This window comes from Paenibacillus sp. F024 (genome assembly GCF_057814255.1).
On the sequence record NZ_JBVASZ010000001.1, the window covers coordinates 351,400 to 366,846 of the forward strand.

The window sequence follows — 15,447 nt, forward strand, 5'->3', positions numbered from 1 at the left end:
TCCTCCATCTCTTCTTACCGTTCAAAACCCGGTCAACCGGCCTCCATGATCGCTTCGTCTTCCTCCAAGCGGACGGAGACGAGCTTGGATACGCCGCCTTCCTCCATCGTCACGCCGTACAGGACGTCCGCTTCCTCCATCGTCCCTTTGCGGTGCGTTACGACAATAAACTGCGTTTGCTGCGAGAACTCGCGCAGGTACTCGGCAAATCGCGCCACATTGGCTTCATCCAACGCCGCCTCTACTTCATCAAGCACGCAGAATGGCACCGGCTTGACGCGAATGATCGAGAACAGCAGCGCGATGGCGGTCAGCGCCCGTTCGCCGCCGGATAGCAGCTGAAGGTTCTGCAGCTTTTTGCCCGGAGGCTGCGCCACAATCTCGATGCCTGTATCCAGCAGATTATCCGGTTCGGATAAGATGAGATCCGCCCGTCCGCCGCCGAACAGCTTCGCAAAGACAATCACGAAGTGGGAACGAATCGCATCGAAGGTCGAACGGAACCGTTTGCCCATTTCATCGTCCATCTCGCGAATCACCGTATACAGCGCAGTCTTCGCCTCTACAAGGTCATTCTTTTGCTCGGACAAAAATTGGTAGCGCTCATTGACGCGCTGATACTCGTCGATCGCGCCGAGATTGACCTCGCCGAGTATGGCGATTTCCCGTTTCAGGTCGCGAACCTTGTTCTGCGTGCCGAGAACATCCTCAGGAACCGGGTAACGCACCTTCGCCAACTCATAGCTAAGCTCATAGTCATCCCACAGCTTCTTGAGCAGATTTTCCAGCTCCACGTCCAGTCGGTTTACGCGTACCTCCGTCTGATGCAGCTGTTCCTCCACCTGACGAAGCTTCGTCCGCTGATCCTTCGTTTTGCTTTCTTCCGCTTCCAGCTTGGCGACCCATTCGGCACGTTGCGCACGCTTCATATCCAGCTGCTCGGCGCACTGCTGCTTCCTCAGCTTCAAATCGTTGAGCTGCTCGATCTGCAGCACGCTTTCCTGCTCGTGGTTCGCCATATCCGAATCCAGCTGCCGCTGCAGCTCCCGATTGGTCTCAAGCTCCGCTTTCATCGCCTCAAGCTCTGTTCTCAGACGGCGTTCCTGCTCCTGCAGCGACTGCTTTTCCTGCGACTGCGAGGCTGCGGTTACCTTCAGGTCGGTCAGCTGGGTCTGCAGCTCCTCCTTGGCCGATTCGCTCGCTTTACGGCGGATTTCGGCCTCGCGAATCGCAGCCTGCAGCGCCGTCTCTTCGCCTTGCAGACGCTCTAATGCCTCAAGCGCGTTAATACGCCGTTTCTCCAGCTCGGTCCGCTCTTCTGACAGCGATTGGCCGTCTGCTCCATAAAGCTCAAGCTGTTGAGCAACCTGCTTGGCTTCATTCTCCAACGGCTCCAGCGATGCCCGGATTTGCTGTTCTTCGATCCGCCGGCTCTCGCCAAGCGCCCGCAGCTCGTCCAATTCCTTCGTCGCTTCTGCAATCTCGCGCCGCATTTGTTCTGCTTTCCCGCGCAGGCCGCGAAGCTGGGACTCGGATTGAGTAATTTCCTTGTCCATTTCCTCAATCTGTCGCTGCCGGCTGAGCAAGCTGGTCGTTTTCTTTTGCTGGCTTCCCCCGGACATCGAGCCCCCGGGGTTGACCACATCGCCCTCCAGCGTTACAACGCGATAGCGGTACTGTACTCTGGCCGCTATCCTGTTAGCCACTTCCAGCGTCTGTGCGATAATGACATTGCCCAGCAAGCTGCCGGCAATCTGGCGGTAAGGCTCGTCGAACTGCACCAGATCGACGGCAATCCCGACAAACCCTTCCATTCCCTGCACCTGCCGCTGCTCGCTTTCCGGAATCGCTCGTCCGCGGATTACATCAAGAGGCAGAAACGTAGCTCTGCCAAGCTGGCGACGCTTCAGGAAAGCAATCGCTTCCCGCCCGTTCGCCTCGTTATCCACGACGATATGCTGAAGCGCTCCGCCTAATGCCGTCTCCACGGCCGTCTCCACATGTGCAGGCACCTTTACCAGCTCAGCCACAGCGCCGTGAACGCCGCGCAGATCACCGCGATTTTTCGCCTTTAGAACCTCTTTAACACCGTGCATAAAGCCGTCGTAATCGTTAGCCATCTCACGCATCGTATCACGCCGGGACACCATCGCGTCCAGCTTTTGCTCCCATTTGCGAACGGTCGCCTGAGCCTCTTCCGACAGCGTTTGCTTCGACTTCAGACCCTGACTTACATCCAAATACCGGTTGCGCACCTCGGCAATGCCATCGACGGCCTGCTGCAGCCTATGCTCCAGCTTCGCCTTGCGTTCGGCGATGCTCTCCCGCTGCTCAGTCCATTTGCGGTGCTCATCGCCCAGCCGGTCCATCCGACGGGTCAGCGCCTCAAGCTGCTGCTCGGCATACCTCGCTTCGTTGCGGGCGTTGGCCGCATCGTTGAGCACCTCAAGCAGCTCGCTCTTAAGCTTGTCTTCTTCGGCACTGCTGATTCCTCCGGTCACGCCCAGAAGACGATCTTCCTCCGCCCTGAGGATCGCCTCCGTTTCGGACAGACGGCCTGCAATCACCCCAAGCTTGTCCCGCAGCGCGGTGATTTCCGCTTCCTTATCGAGCAAACGCTGATCTTGCTGCCTTATGGTCAGCTCCAGCTGATTCCGGTTGGCAGCGTAGTTTCTTTTCCGCTCCTTCAATACTTCCCCATGACCTTCGCACTTCTCGAAATCTTCGCTGAGCTGCAGTAAATGCTGCTGCAGCTGTTCAATCTTCTCCTCCAGCTTTCTCATTTCCAGGCGGTCGGTTTCGAGCTGTGCATCGTGCACGCTTACAAAACCGGACAGTTCCAGCTGGGCTTGACGCAGCTCTTCGAGCTTGGCATTGGTTTCACTCCATGTGGCGTGTATCTGCTCAATCTGGTATACATACATGGCGATTTCGTTTGATTTCAGCTGTTCCTTCAAATCCTTAAATCGAACAGCCTTCTCCGATTGAATGCGCAGAGGATCCAATTGATCCTCCAGCTCCGTTACGAGATCGTGTATCCGCAGCAGATTTTGTTCCGTTTCCTGAAGCTTCTTTTCGGTTTCCTTCTTACGCGATTTATATTTTACAATCCCCGAAGCCTCTTCAAATATCCCCCGGCGATCCTCCGACTTTGTACTCAAGATTTCCTCGATGCGTCCCTGGCCGATAATCGAATAGGCTTCCTTCCCGATTCCCGTATCCATGAACAGCTCGGTAATATCCTTCAGCCGGCAAGGCTGCTTATTTATGAGGTATTCGCTTTCTCCGCTTCGGTGGACCCTGCGGGTTACCGTCACCTCATTATAATCGAGCGGCAGCGATTGGCTCACATTATCGAGCGTCAGCGAGACCTCACCGTAGTTCACTGCTTTGCGTGCGTCGCTGCCTGCGAAAATGATGTCTTCCATCTTGCCTCCGCGCAGCGATCTTGCGCTCTGCTCTCCCAGCACCCAGCGAATGCCGTCGGAAATGTTGCTCTTCCCGCTGCCGTTGGGTCCGACCACCGCGGTAATCCCCTGAACAAACTCAAGCTCAGTCCGGTCCGCAAACGATTTAAAGCCCGAAAGCTCAATACGTTTCAAAAACAAATTGGCTCACCTCTTACGGCTATTGTAACATATTCCTCCGTCTTAGTAGATACAGCTGCTTTAACGAACAAAAAAAGAGCGACGACCCGTTACACCGGCCGCCACTTGCAATGGCATTTCCTTTATGGCTTTTGAACCTTGACCTGCAGTGTGTCTAATGCTTCCGCCGCCGCTTGCTGCTCCGCTTCCTTCTTGGACCGTCCGGTTCCTTGACCCAGCAGCTGATCGTGAAGATAAACCTCCGCAACAAACTCCCGTTCATGGGCCGGTCCCCGTTCGTCTACGATTTTATATTCGAGCGGACCCAGATTATGCTGCTGCGTATGCTCCTGCAAAAACGTTTTGAAATCGGCCGTAAGCAAACGGCCTTGCTGAGGCAAATGCGGGAACATATGCTTTTGCAAAAACACTCTTACGGTTTCCAACCCCTGATCCAAATACAAGGCGCCGATAAACGACTCAAACACATCTGCGAGCAGTGCCGGACGGGTTCTTCCGCCGGTCAGCTCTTCTCCTTTGCCGAGCAGCACATAAGCTCCAAACTCGAGCTGTTCGGCAAAGCCGACAAGCGAGGGCTCACAGACGATCGAAGCTCTTAATTTGGTAAGCTCTCCTTCCGGACGGTCGGGATACTTCTCAAACAAGTACTCCGACACCGTCAGTTCCAGAACAGCATCCCCTAAAAACTCCAACCGTTCATTATCCTTGTATTGACCTACGCGATGTTCGTTTACGTATGAGGAATGCGTAAATGCCTGCCGTAGAAGATCCGGGTTCTTAAAAGGCAAGCGCAGTTCCGACTGGAGCTGCTTCAGGTTGCGATGCATGTCTTATCACCTTCGTGTGGGCGGATGGTTTCGTGGAACGAACGGGTTCCACGAAACAAATGTTAGTATAGACAACCGCTAGAAAACTTTATGCTTCAAATTTTTTAAGTACGACGGTGGCGTTATGGCCTCCAAAACCGAACGAGTTGGACATGACTACATTAAGCTCCGCTTGACGCGGCACATTCGGAACATAATCCAGATCGCACTCGGGATCTTGATCCTCCAGGTTGATCGTCGGCGGGATCGTTCCGTGCTTCAAGGCCAGCGCGCAGATCAGCGCTTCTACTCCGCCCGCAGCGCCAAGAAGATGGCCTGTCATCGACTTCGTAGAGCTTACAGCCAGCTTATAGGCATGATCGCCAAAAGCTTTCTTTACTGCCGTGGTCTCGGATTTATCGCCGATCGGTGTTGAAGTGCCGTGCGCATTAATGTAATCGACCGCTTCAAACGCAATCCCTGCGTCCTTCACCGCCGCAACCATACAGCGGGCTGCGCCGTCCGGATCAGGGTCGGTCATATGGTGAGCGTCTCCGCTCATTCCATAACCGATGACCTCGCCATATATCCTGGCGCCGCGCTTTAACGCATGCTCAAGCGATTCAAGAATGAGAATGCCCGCGCCTTCTCCCATGACGAAACCATCACGTCCGGTATCAAAAGGGCGGCTCGCCTTTTCCGGCTCGTCATTGCGTGTAGACATCGCGCGCAGAGCACAAAAGCCGGCAACGCCGGTCGGGCTGATCGTCGCTTCCGCGCCGCCGCAGATCATGACGTCCGCATCGCCATACTGAATCTTTTTGAACGCGTCGCCAATGGAATGCGTACCTGTGGCACAAGCGGTTACGGCCGTGCTGTTCGGCCCTTTGGCTCCCGTCATCATGGAGATTTGGCCTGAAGCCATATTTGCGATCATCATCGGAATAAAGAAAGGACTCACGCGCTTCGGCCCTTTTTCAAGCAGAATTTTATGCTGCTCTTCCCAGGTGGACAGACCGCCGATTCCCGAGCCTACATAAACGCCTACGCGTTCAGGATCGGTATCTTCCTTAATATTCAGCCCCGAGTCTTTCAATGCCATAAGCGAGGCCGCTACGGCAAATTGAACAAACCGGTCCATCCGCCGGGCTTCTTTTTTATCAAAGTATTCTTCAGGATTAAAGTCTTTGATTTCCGCAGCAATGCGCGTAGGATATTCGGTTACGTCGAAGGACTCAATCAGGCTTACCCCGGATTTGCCGGCAAGCAGGCTTGCCCAAAACGTTTCAAGATCGCGCCCGAGCGAGGACATCACGCCAAGACCCGTAATTACGACTCTTTGTTTCACTTTAACCCACCTCTATTAAAAATAACTTTCGTTATTTGCTTCTTTTTTAAGATAACGCTATGAGAAGCCTCCCGGGTTCGGAATGGAGATAAGTCCCGTCGCAAAAGAAACGGGACTTATAACGCTTAGGTATGAGATTTTATGTACTCAACTACTTGACCTACAGTAGTAATTTTCTCTGCATCCTCATCAGAGATTTCCATATCAAACTCATCTTCCAATTCCATAACCAATTCTACAACATCGAGAGAATCGGCACCTAAATCATCTTTAAAAGATGCTTCAAGCGTCACTTCCGCCTCATCAACACCAAGACGGTCAACGACGATACGTTTTACACGATCCATTACATCGGACATCCGGTTCACCTCCTCTTTGGTATTATACTTAACTTATGGACAAATTGCCATAGCCAGCATCGGGGACACAGAAAAAAACAATGAAACACCATTTCCTTACTTCTAACCGCTTAACCCTGCCGATGAAAAGGCGCACTGTCTAGTAGTTGCCCCGGGAAGGGTTACATATACATGCCGCCGTCGATATGAATCGTCTGACCGGTCATATAGGAAGAATCCTCGGAAGCCAGGAAGCGAACCGCCCTGGCAATATCCTCCGGTTGGCCCAGCCGGGCAAGAGGGATTTGCTGCAGCAGCTGATCTCTCATTTCGCCCGACAGTTTGTCGGTCATGTCGGTTTCGATAAATCCGGGAGCCACGCAGTTCACCGTAATTCCACGGGAGGCGAGTTCTTTGGCCGCCGCTTTCGTCATGCCGATGACCCCGGCTTTGGCGGCTACATAGTTGGTTTGCCCGGCATTGCCAAGCACTCCGACTACGGACGAAATATTGATGATCCGGCCGGAACGCTGCTTCATCATCGGACGGCTTGCCGCCTTAAGACAGTTAAACACGCCCTTCAGGTTCGTTTCGATCACCTGATCGAATTCTTCCTCTTTCATACGCATGATCAAGTTGTCCCGCGTAATGCCTGCGTTATTGACCAGAATATCGATCCGCCCAAACGTTTCCTGGACATGCTTAAACATATCCTCAACCTCTTGTGCCACGCCTACATTTGCCTTAATCTTGATCGCTTTGCGTCCCATCGCCTCAATCTGCTGCACTGTTTCCGCCGCCGCCGTTTCGCTTCCTGCGTAGTTGACGGCCACGTCCGCGCCGGCCTCCGCCAGCGACAGAGCGATTGCCCGGCCGATTCCGCGCGAAGCTCCGGTCACCAGGGCTACTTTACCCGTAAGCATATGCTTCAATCCCTCCCATACAGATTATACGCCGGATTCCAGTTGGAATTTCTCAATCGCTTCCAGACTGTTCACGGAATACACCTTGACGCTGCGGTCGATTTTTTTGATCAGTCCGGCCAGTACGGTGCCGCTTCCGATTTCTACGAACGTATCCACGCCCTGCCCGATCAGCCACAACACACTATCCTCCCAAAGCACGGACGAATGAACCTGATCCACCAGCAGCTGCCGGATCTCACCCGGCTCTTCCACCGGCTTTGCCGTAACGTTGGCTACGACCGGGATGCTCGCCCGATTCATCTCCAGTCCGGAAAGAACGCCGGATAAACGCTCTGAGGCCGGCTTCACCAGAGAGGAATGAAACGGTCCGCTGACCTCAAGCGGAATGACGCGCTTAGCTCCCGCCTCCTTGCCGCGTTCGACCATCGCCTGCACGCCTTCCTTGCTGCCGGAGATGACGATTTGTCCCGGACAGTTCAGATTGGCTAGCTCTACCACAGCTCCGCCGCCGCTGACCTCGGCACAGAGAGCTTGCAAAGCCTCGCGCTCCGCTCCGAGCACGGCGGCCATCGCCCCTTGCCCGGCGGGTACGGCTGCGTCCATAAACTCACCGCGCGCCCGGACGGTTCGGATAGCGTCCTCGAAGCCGAGCACGCCTGCCGCCACAAGGGCACTGTATTCACCCAGGCTGTGTCCTGCCGTATAGTCCGGCTGCAAGCCGTGACGGGAGCGGAACACCTCCAGGTAGGCCATGCTTGTCGCCAACAGTGCCGGCTGCGTATTATAAGTCAATTTCAGTTCACTCTCGGGTCCTTCAAAGATCAATTTCGTCAATCCGAAACCCAGCGCCTTGTCCGCCGAATCAAAGATCGATCGTGCCGCCGCTTCGGCTGCATAAATATCCTTGCCCATGCCTACGGCCTGGGCCCCTTGACCCGGGAACACAAATGCGATTTTCCCCATGCCAAAACCTCTCCTTTCCATCCCGCGTTATTACCACACCAGTACGGAGGCTCCCCAAGTCAGGCCGCCGCCGAAGCCGACGAGCACCATCTTGCTGCCTTCCTTCACTTTGCCTTGTTCCACGGCTTCCGCAAGAGCAATCGGAATGGAAGCTGCAGAAACGTTGCCATATTTATCCAGATTGATCATGCACTTATCTTCGCTTAGGTTCAGTCGGTTCAGCGCTGATTGGATAATACGGATATTCGCTTGATGCGGCACAAGCAAATCCACTTCAGACTTTTCCATTCCCGCTTTGCGGAGCGCTTCTTCCGCGGCGCTGCCCATGACCCGTACGGCAAACTTGAACACTTCCGATCCGGCCATGAAAATAAAATGCTGCTTGCCTTCCAGGCTTTGCGGCGATGCAGGATAACGGGAGCCCCCGCCCGGAACCTTAAGAAGCTGCCCTCCGGTGCCGTCGGCGCCAAGCTCGAACGATTTGAAGCCGCGGCCTTCCGGAACGGTTCCGAGGACGACGGCACCTGCCCCGTCACCGAACAAGATGCATGTATTCCGGTCGGTGTAATCCGTAATCCTGGACAGACATTCGGCTCCCACTACAAGCGCATATTTATACGTTCCGGTCGCGATGAAATTCGCCGCGTTGGCCAGACCGTAAATAAACCCTGTGCAGGCTGCAGACAAGTCGAAAGCCGCCGCTTTTTTGGCTCCCAGCTTCTCCTGCAGAATGCAAGCCGTTGAAGGAAAGGCCATATCCGGCGTGACCGTCGCCACAACGATCAGATCGATTTGTTCCGCCGTTATTCCCGCATTCTTCATCGCCTGCAGCGAAGCCTCATAAGCCAAATCGGACGAGGCTTGCTCGGGGGCAGCCACCCGGCGTTCACGAATACCGGTACGGGTCACAATCCACTCGTCGTTGGTGTCCACCATTTTTTCCAGCTCTTGATTCGTCAGTACCCGCTCGGGTACGTATTTTCCTGTTCCTATAATACCTACAGGCAATAGGCTCATTTGTTTACAACTCGCTTCCGTTACGGATTTCTGTCGATATGCTTCGGACCAAATCGTTCTTTAGGGCGATACGGGCCTGCCGCACCGCATTCTTGAATGCCAGCGCATTGGAGGAACCGTGGCTTTTCAGCACCAAGCCGTCGATACCCAGCAACGGAGCGGCGCCGTGCTCCGTATAATCCAGCTTTTTACGGAATTGGCCGAGCCCCTTCTTTACGATCGCAGCGGCAAGCTTGGTGTACCAGGTACGCGTAAATTCCTCTTTCAGCGCCGAGAAAATAACCGATGCCGTACCTTCCATCGACTTCAGCATAATGTTGCCCGCAAAGCCGTCGCACACCACAACATCGCAAGGCTTGCGCAGCACATCCCTGGACTCCACGTTGCCGACAAACCGGATCGGCGCCTGTTCCAGCAGAGGAAAGGCCGCCTTGGTTATTTCATTGCCCTTCATCGCTTCTGTCCCCACGTTAAGCAGGCCGACGCGCGGCTCATGAAGGCCGTGCACCTTGCTCCGGTATAGGCTGCCCATGATCGCATACTGCACCAATTGCTCCGCAGTGGCATCCATATTGGCTCCCAAATCGAGCGCCAGTATGCCTTCCCCGTCCGTCGTCGGAAGCATCGGGGCCAACGCCGGGCGCTCAATGCCCGGGATCCGGCCGACCACGAGCAGGCCCGTCGTCATCAGCGCACCCGTATTGCCCGCCGAGATCATCGCATCGGCTTCCTTCTCTTTGACCATCCGGCCGGCAACCACCATGGACGCATCCTTTTTGCGCCGAACCGCCTTAACGGGCTCGTCGTCGGCTTCAATGGTTTCGGAGGTATGCCGAAGTTCGAGATTGGCCGGCTTGTTTGCTTGAAGCAGCGGCTCCAGTCGGGCGGCATCCCCCACCAAAACGATGGTGATATCGGCCCATTCGTTAGCTGCTAAGACAGCTCCTTCTACCGCCGCTTGAGGCGCATGGTCTCCACCCATCGCATCAATCGCGATCCGCATGAATGTCTCCTCCTTCGGATCGGTCTTTCTTCGAATGATAAATCACAAAATTCCCTTGAAACACGACCTCGTCTCCGACGTAGGTAAATACCTCCACCTTTGCTTTCCCTATAGAAATGGAGCGCACATATGCCTTGGCGATACACTTTTCCCCCAAACGGACCTGCCTCACAAAACGGATGTCCGCCGCCGCGGTAAGCGCGACCTGATCGTTGATCAGCGCGACGGCAAGCGAATTCGCCTGAGAGAAAATATGATGCCCCCGCGCGATTTTCGTACGGGAGAAGACATGCTCCTCTTTGATTTCAAAGATGGAAATCCCGCTTTTATCAAGCTGAAGATCGATCACATCCCCAATGATTTCATGAAGGGGAAGAGACCGCACCTGGTCATAGGACTGTTCGGCCATCAGCTTCATCCGCTCGCGCAGCTCGGGGATGCCGAGCTCTAACCGGTCCAGCCGGATGGTTTGTATACTTACCTGGAACAATCGCGTTAATTCTTCATCCGTAATAAAAGGGTTCTCTTCAATCGCTTTGGCCAACTGCTGCTGGCGCTGTCGTTTCGGTATGCGTTCGATAACGAGCACCACCTTTGTTCACATATGTACGAAAAACTTCATTCAAACCCTTTTTAAACCGGCTCTTGGCATGTAAGCATGAGCTTTCTCGCTTATCACCTGAATACTTCATCTTATGACCAAGTCATAAAGAAAAGTATAAAGGATTCCCGCATAAAATGGAAGTTAGCCAAACAAAAAAATAGTGCCTTACCCGAGAGGGAAGCACTATTTTTCGAAGCGTATGCGATTACTGGTTTACGATCTCTCTTTTCTTGTAATGACCGCAAACTTTGCATACACGGTGAGCCATTTTCAACTCTCCGCAATTGTCGCATTTAACCATGCCCGGAACTTCTAATTTAAAGTGAGTACGGCGCTTGTCACGGCGCGTTTTGGATGTTCTCCTTTGAGGTACTGCCATATTCCCACCTCCTTCAACGAATTCATTGCTGCCTGCCTACGATTGATCTTTAAAGAAATCCGCCAGACCGGCCAGACGCGGATCCACCCTGTCCTGCTTGCAGCCGCAAGCCCGTTCGTTCCTGTTGGTTCCGCAAACGGGACACAGTCCCTTGCACTCTTCACTGCACAGCGGAATGAACGGCATGGCGAGCATCACGCTCTCGGCCAGATAAGGCTTCAGCTCTATTCGATCCTCTGAGACGTAAAGCACGTCTTCCTCGTTCTCTTCTTCGTCATCGGATGCTTCCGGCAGAATCTCTTCGCCCTTGACGAACGTTTCGTGAAACGGAACGGTCAAATGCTCAGACACCGGAGCAAGGCATCGGGAACAGGCTTGTTCCACATCGATTTCCAGCTCGCCGGAAACTTCTGCGGCACCGGCTTTATCCTGCGCCTCCAGTCGGACGTGCAGGGGACCATAGTTCAGCAAGCTTCCCGACTTCGGAAGAAGCCCGGTCAAATCCTCGGTGCCTTCGAGCCGTATCGTGCCTTTGGCAGCCAAGTCCTTTAAATGTATGAACACGAGTATCACCCCAAACAAACAAAGATTATTATATCGACAACCGTTACATTTTGTCAACATTTTCAGTTCGTGCTATAGTGAATAATCATGTGTCTAAATTGTAAAAATGCACTGTACGGCATGAACGGAGGACTTTACCTATGCGAACGGTCGGTTTGATTGTCGAATATAATCCGCTGCACAACGGCCATTACTATCATTACCAAGAATCGAAAAAGGTATCGGGAGCCGACAGTGTAATTTGTGTCATGAGCGGCCATTTCCTTCAGCGGGGCGAACCGGCCGTGGTCAATAAATGGGCGCGTGCCGAGATGGCGCTCCGAATGGGAGTCGACCTTGTGCTGGAGCTGCCTGTCGCCTTCTCCGCCCAGCCGGCAGAATGGTTCGCTTACGGTGCGGTATCTGCTTTAGACGCGACCGGTGTCGTAGACAGCCTATGCTTCGGCTGCGAAAGCGTCAGGATCGATTGGCTTAAGACGGCAGCGGACAAGCTTTACGAGGAGCCTGAGGAGCTGAGCCGGCTGCTGCAGCTCGAGCTGAAAAAGGGCATGCCGTATCCTTCGGCCTACAGTAAAGCAGTATCCCATTTCCTGCCTGATGTCAGGGAAGAAGATTTGGCGAAGCCCAACAACACGCTCGGGCTTCACTATCTGATTGCGCTGCGCCGTCTTCAAAGCGGCATCGAACCGCTCGCCATCACACGAACGAAAGCCGAGTTTAATCAAGCCGATATTACCGATAAGCAGATTGCAAGCGCTACGGCCATCCGACGGATCCTGATGACCGACCGGTCGCTTACGGGCATCCGTTCTTTCGTACCCGCGTCCACACTGGAGATATTGGCCCGCGAATGGGAAGCCGGCCGCGGACCGGTCGATTGGGAACGCTTTGCAAAGCCGCTGCTGCTGCAGCTGATGCATCACCGTCCGGAGCAGCTTGCGTCCTTTTACGAGGTGAACGAGGGGCTCGAGCATCGGATCCCCAAGGCATTGGCGGATATCTTTCCGGACACCGGCGGAGCCGGATCGCAAGCTTGGGTGGACACGCTGATCGGCAAGCTCAAAACGAAACGGTATACGCGCACGAAGCTGCAGCGGACCCTGCTGCGTATCCTGCTGAACCATACCAAGCAGGACCTGTCCTCGGAGAGGCTTCGGCAGGGCGTACCATATTTACGGGTGCTCGGCTTCAGCCCAAAAGGGCAGGAGCTGCTCAAGCGGATGAAAAAAACGGCGAAGGTTCCTATCGTCACCAAAGTGACCACAGAAGCCTCACCGTTGTTGGAGCTGGATCTCCGTTCAACGTCCGTCTATGCCTTGGGCTATGCGTCATCATCCCCCGACGATTGGTTTCGGGATTATTACGAAGCTCCTATTCGCCTCCAGCCTTAGCTGCTTGGCTTGACCGGCAGCCCGGCCAAGTACTGCAAAGCCTCATCCAACGTTCCTACGGGAACGATGGTCATGTTTGTACCGATTTCTTCAGCCCGCTGCTTCGCATCCGTATAATTGGGAATCGTCCGTCCGTCCGGAGTACGGTAATCCTTGGGGCTGAAGAAAATGTCCGCTCCCACCCGGTCGGCCGCGACGACCTTATGCTGAATGCCTCCGATGACCCCTATGTTACCCTCCGAGTCAATTTCTCCGGTGCCTGCGATTTTATACCCTTTCGAAATATCTTCCGGCACAAAACGGTTATAGATCTCCAGCGAGAACATCAGCCCTGCGGAAGGACCCCCGATGTTCCCCGCCTTAATCGACACTTGCTTGCTTTCGTCTTCGGCCTTTATGCTGTGAACCTCTGCAGGAACGATACCCAGTCCGGCTCTTGGCGTCGCGGCGCCTGCCGGAGCAGAGGCATCCTCGTTTGGCAGAACAGCCAAAGCGATGCTGTCCGTACGGGTCACATCCCCCCGTTTATAGCTTATGGCCGCAGTATCCCCTGCTTTTTTATTCGCTAACGCCGCCCTTAATTCATCCGCCGTTGCAATGGGCTTATCATCTACCCTGACGATATAATCACCGGCCCGTAGAACCTCATGAGCCGGGAAATCGGGATAAATATGCTCTATAACGACCCCGTCATGGCTGATTTGATACGGAATGTTCAGTTTGTTGTAAACGGCCTGAACCGCATCCGCCTGCGATGTCATCATGACGACCGCTTGCCGCTGGGCGTACTCTGATTCAGACTCTCCCTGGCGCAGCAGGTCCTCCTTTAAACGCAGCTCCTGATAAGGGGTTATGAACGACATCAGGTACCCGTACACCGTAGCATCGCTTACCGCGACCGTCGTCAGCATAAACTGCCCTCTTTCCTCGGATGCATCCTGCTCCACTTGCACCATAGGCTTAATCACATCCGCCGTACCGGGTTTGAAAATATACAGCGGCAGCGGCATAAAGTAAATTAGATACAACAAGGCTATGGCAGTGAAAATCGAAAAAACGATGCGTGACGCCCGTTTCATATGCCGAGCCTCTCCCATAAAACGTTCCCCCACCCGTTCGTATGATAACCATCTCTCTGTATGGTACGTCCGCATGGTCTAATCCATGCGGACAAAGCGTAAATATGTACCAATCTATTTAAGCTGGAGTGATTCGGATGAAAGCGTTGCAGGCCCTTCTCTCCCCCCGCTTGACTACATTGTACTTAGGCGCTGCGGCGCTTGCTTTGGTCATCAGCATCATTTTGTTCCCCGACCAAGCGTTTCAAGCCTCCCTTCAAGGCTTGAGCCTGTGGTGGAAGCTTGTATTCCCGGCGCTGCTGCCGTTTCTGATTATTACCGAGTTAATGCGCGGCATGGGCGTTCTGCACGGCCTCGGCGCACTGATGGAGCCTTTGCTGCGCGTACTCCTTAGGCTTCCCGGCGCCGGAGGCTGGGTGATCTCCCTCGGCTTCACGGCAGGTATGCCCGCCGGCGCCGCAGGGGTAAGCGCCCTCCGGAAGGACGGGCTGCTCACCCAAGAAGAAGGCGAAAGGCTATTGGCCGTATCCCATATCGCCAGTCCCGTATTTATGATCAGTGTCGTCGGCGTCGGTTTCCTTGGCAGCCCCGCCGCAGGTCTCGCGCTCGCCGTCATTCATTATGCCGCGGCTTTGCTCATGGCCGTCTTTTACCGATTCGATTCCAGAAGGCACGCTGCCGTGAAAGCATATGCCAGCAAAGGCTGGCTCTCTCACAGCTTTCAAGCGTTTCATGAAGCGAGGGCCAACGACGGCCGAACGTTCGGCAAGCTGCTGGGCGATGCCGTCTCTTCCGGTGTGCAGCAGCTTTTCATTATCGGAGGGTGCATGATGATGTTCTCCGTGTTGATTCATGCCCTGTCTCTTTCCGGCCTGCCGGAGGTGGTGGCCTCCGCCTTTTCCCTGCTCGGTGCCAATTCAAGCGACTCTTTATCGCTCATTTCCGCTCTTTTGACCGGTTTATTCGAGCCCCATTTGGGTGCTTACGCGATGGCACAGGCGGCCGGGGCGGCCCACAGCTCTTTCTTTTACGCGCTTGTCAGCATGCTGCTGGCTTGGGGCGGCTTGTCCACCCACGCACAAGTCAAAAGCTTGACCGTCTCAACGGATCTGCGGTACTCGCATTTTGTCCGGTCTCGCATCCATCATGGAAGCCTTGCCTTCCTACTGACGCTGCTCTCCTGGAAGCCGCTGATGGGTTGGATTGGTCAAGAGCAGCCCGTTCTTGCCAACTACGTGTTCTCCGGCTCCGATTGGAATAGCGGACGCGACAGTCTTTGGCCGTTCATCAGTCCGATGATGCTCCAGTTCGGCACCGTTATCCTGATCCTTCTGGTGCTTTCGGTATTCGCAGCCTTTCTGTTTTACCGGGGACGTCAAGGGCATGGCCCATTGTAAGAAGCAACAATGCCTTTGCTATGC

General features: G+C 54.5%; 14 protein-coding genes. 2 read left to right on the forward strand and 12 right to left on the reverse strand.

All coding sequences use genetic code 11. From position 1 onward, the window contains the following. Positions 1 to 32: 32 nt before the first annotated feature. The 11 genes from smc to ACZYR9_RS01810 all read right to left on the reverse strand — a co-directional run bounded on the left by smc (position 33) and on the right by ACZYR9_RS01810 (position 11,556). Positions 33 to 3,608 carry a chromosome segregation protein SMC gene (gene smc, locus ACZYR9_RS01760; protein WP_488976727.1) on the reverse strand — a complete coding sequence of 1,192 codons (3,576 nt, stop codon included), beginning with the start codon at positions 3,606 to 3,608 and terminating at the stop codon, positions 33 to 35. 122 nt (positions 3,609 to 3,730) lie between these two features. Beyond that, positions 3,731 to 4,435: a ribonuclease III gene (gene rnc / locus ACZYR9_RS01765; protein WP_488976728.1), complete on the reverse strand. Its 705-nt coding sequence runs from the start codon at positions 4,433 to 4,435 to the stop codon at positions 3,731 to 3,733. A gap of 88 nt (positions 4,436 to 4,523) precedes the next feature. Next, a complete protein-coding gene (fabF, locus tag ACZYR9_RS01770; RefSeq protein WP_488976729.1) occupies positions 4,524 to 5,762 on the reverse strand; it encodes a beta-ketoacyl-ACP synthase II in 1,239 nt (412 codons plus the stop codon). Positions 5,763 to 5,887: 125 nt separating this feature from the next. Further along, positions 5,888 to 6,121: an acyl carrier protein gene (gene acpP, locus ACZYR9_RS01775; protein ID WP_079157628.1), complete on the reverse strand. Its 234-nt coding sequence runs from the start codon at positions 6,119 to 6,121 to the stop codon at positions 5,888 to 5,890. A gap of 161 nt (positions 6,122 to 6,282) precedes the next feature. Further along, positions 6,283 to 7,023, reverse strand: a complete 741-nt coding sequence (fabG, locus tag ACZYR9_RS01780; protein WP_488976730.1) for a 3-oxoacyl-[acyl-carrier-protein] reductase — start codon at positions 7,021 to 7,023, stop codon at positions 6,283 to 6,285. Between the two features lie 24 nt (positions 7,024 to 7,047). Beyond that, positions 7,048 to 7,989, reverse strand: coding sequence for an ACP S-malonyltransferase (gene fabD, locus ACZYR9_RS01785; RefSeq protein ID WP_488976731.1), 942 nt, complete (start codon positions 7,987 to 7,989; stop codon positions 7,048 to 7,050). A 30-nt stretch (positions 7,990 to 8,019) separates the two neighbouring features. Further along, positions 8,020 to 9,006, reverse strand: coding sequence for a beta-ketoacyl-ACP synthase III (locus ACZYR9_RS01790; protein ID WP_488976732.1), 987 nt, complete (start codon positions 9,004 to 9,006; stop codon positions 8,020 to 8,022). A 4-nt stretch (positions 9,007 to 9,010) separates the two neighbouring features. Further along, positions 9,011 to 10,009: a phosphate acyltransferase PlsX gene (gene plsX / locus ACZYR9_RS01795; RefSeq protein ID WP_488976733.1), complete on the reverse strand. Its 999-nt coding sequence runs from the start codon at positions 10,007 to 10,009 to the stop codon at positions 9,011 to 9,013. Next, positions 9,993 to 10,601, reverse strand: coding sequence for a transcription factor FapR (fapR, locus tag ACZYR9_RS01800; protein ID WP_488976734.1), 609 nt, complete (start codon positions 10,599 to 10,601; stop codon positions 9,993 to 9,995). Before fapR ends, plsX begins: the two co-directional genes overlap by 17 nt. Before the next feature lie 217 nt (positions 10,602 to 10,818). Then, positions 10,819 to 10,992 carry a 50S ribosomal protein L32 gene (gene rpmF / locus ACZYR9_RS01805; protein ID WP_488976735.1) on the reverse strand — a complete coding sequence of 58 codons (174 nt, stop codon included), beginning with the start codon at positions 10,990 to 10,992 and terminating at the stop codon, positions 10,819 to 10,821. Between the two features lie 36 nt (positions 10,993 to 11,028). Continuing rightward, positions 11,029 to 11,556 carry a YceD family protein gene (locus ACZYR9_RS01810; protein ID WP_488976736.1) on the reverse strand — a complete coding sequence of 176 codons (528 nt, stop codon included), beginning with the start codon at positions 11,554 to 11,556 and terminating at the stop codon, positions 11,029 to 11,031. A gap of 140 nt (positions 11,557 to 11,696) precedes the next feature. On the opposite strand from ACZYR9_RS01810, the gene ACZYR9_RS01815 reads away from it, so the two are divergent. Then, the gene (locus tag ACZYR9_RS01815) at positions 11,697 to 12,947 is read left to right on the forward strand and encodes a nucleotidyltransferase (protein WP_488976737.1); all 1,251 of its coding nucleotides are present in this window, start codon (positions 11,697 to 11,699) and stop codon (positions 12,945 to 12,947) included. Here the strand turns inward: ACZYR9_RS01815 and ACZYR9_RS01820 are convergent. Then, complete coding sequence (locus ACZYR9_RS01820) at positions 12,944 to 14,026, reverse strand: SepM family pheromone-processing serine protease (protein ID WP_488976738.1); 1,083 nt, start codon at positions 14,024 to 14,026, stop codon at positions 12,944 to 12,946. The two genes, ACZYR9_RS01815 and ACZYR9_RS01820, sit on opposite strands and share 4 nt — an antisense overlap. 137 nt (positions 14,027 to 14,163) lie before the next feature. On the opposite strand from ACZYR9_RS01820, the gene ACZYR9_RS01825 reads away from it, so the two are divergent. After that, a complete protein-coding gene (locus tag ACZYR9_RS01825) occupies positions 14,164 to 15,423 on the forward strand; it encodes a nucleoside recognition domain-containing protein (protein ID WP_488976739.1) in 1,260 nt (419 codons plus the stop codon). Positions 15,424 to 15,447 lie beyond the last annotated feature (24 nt).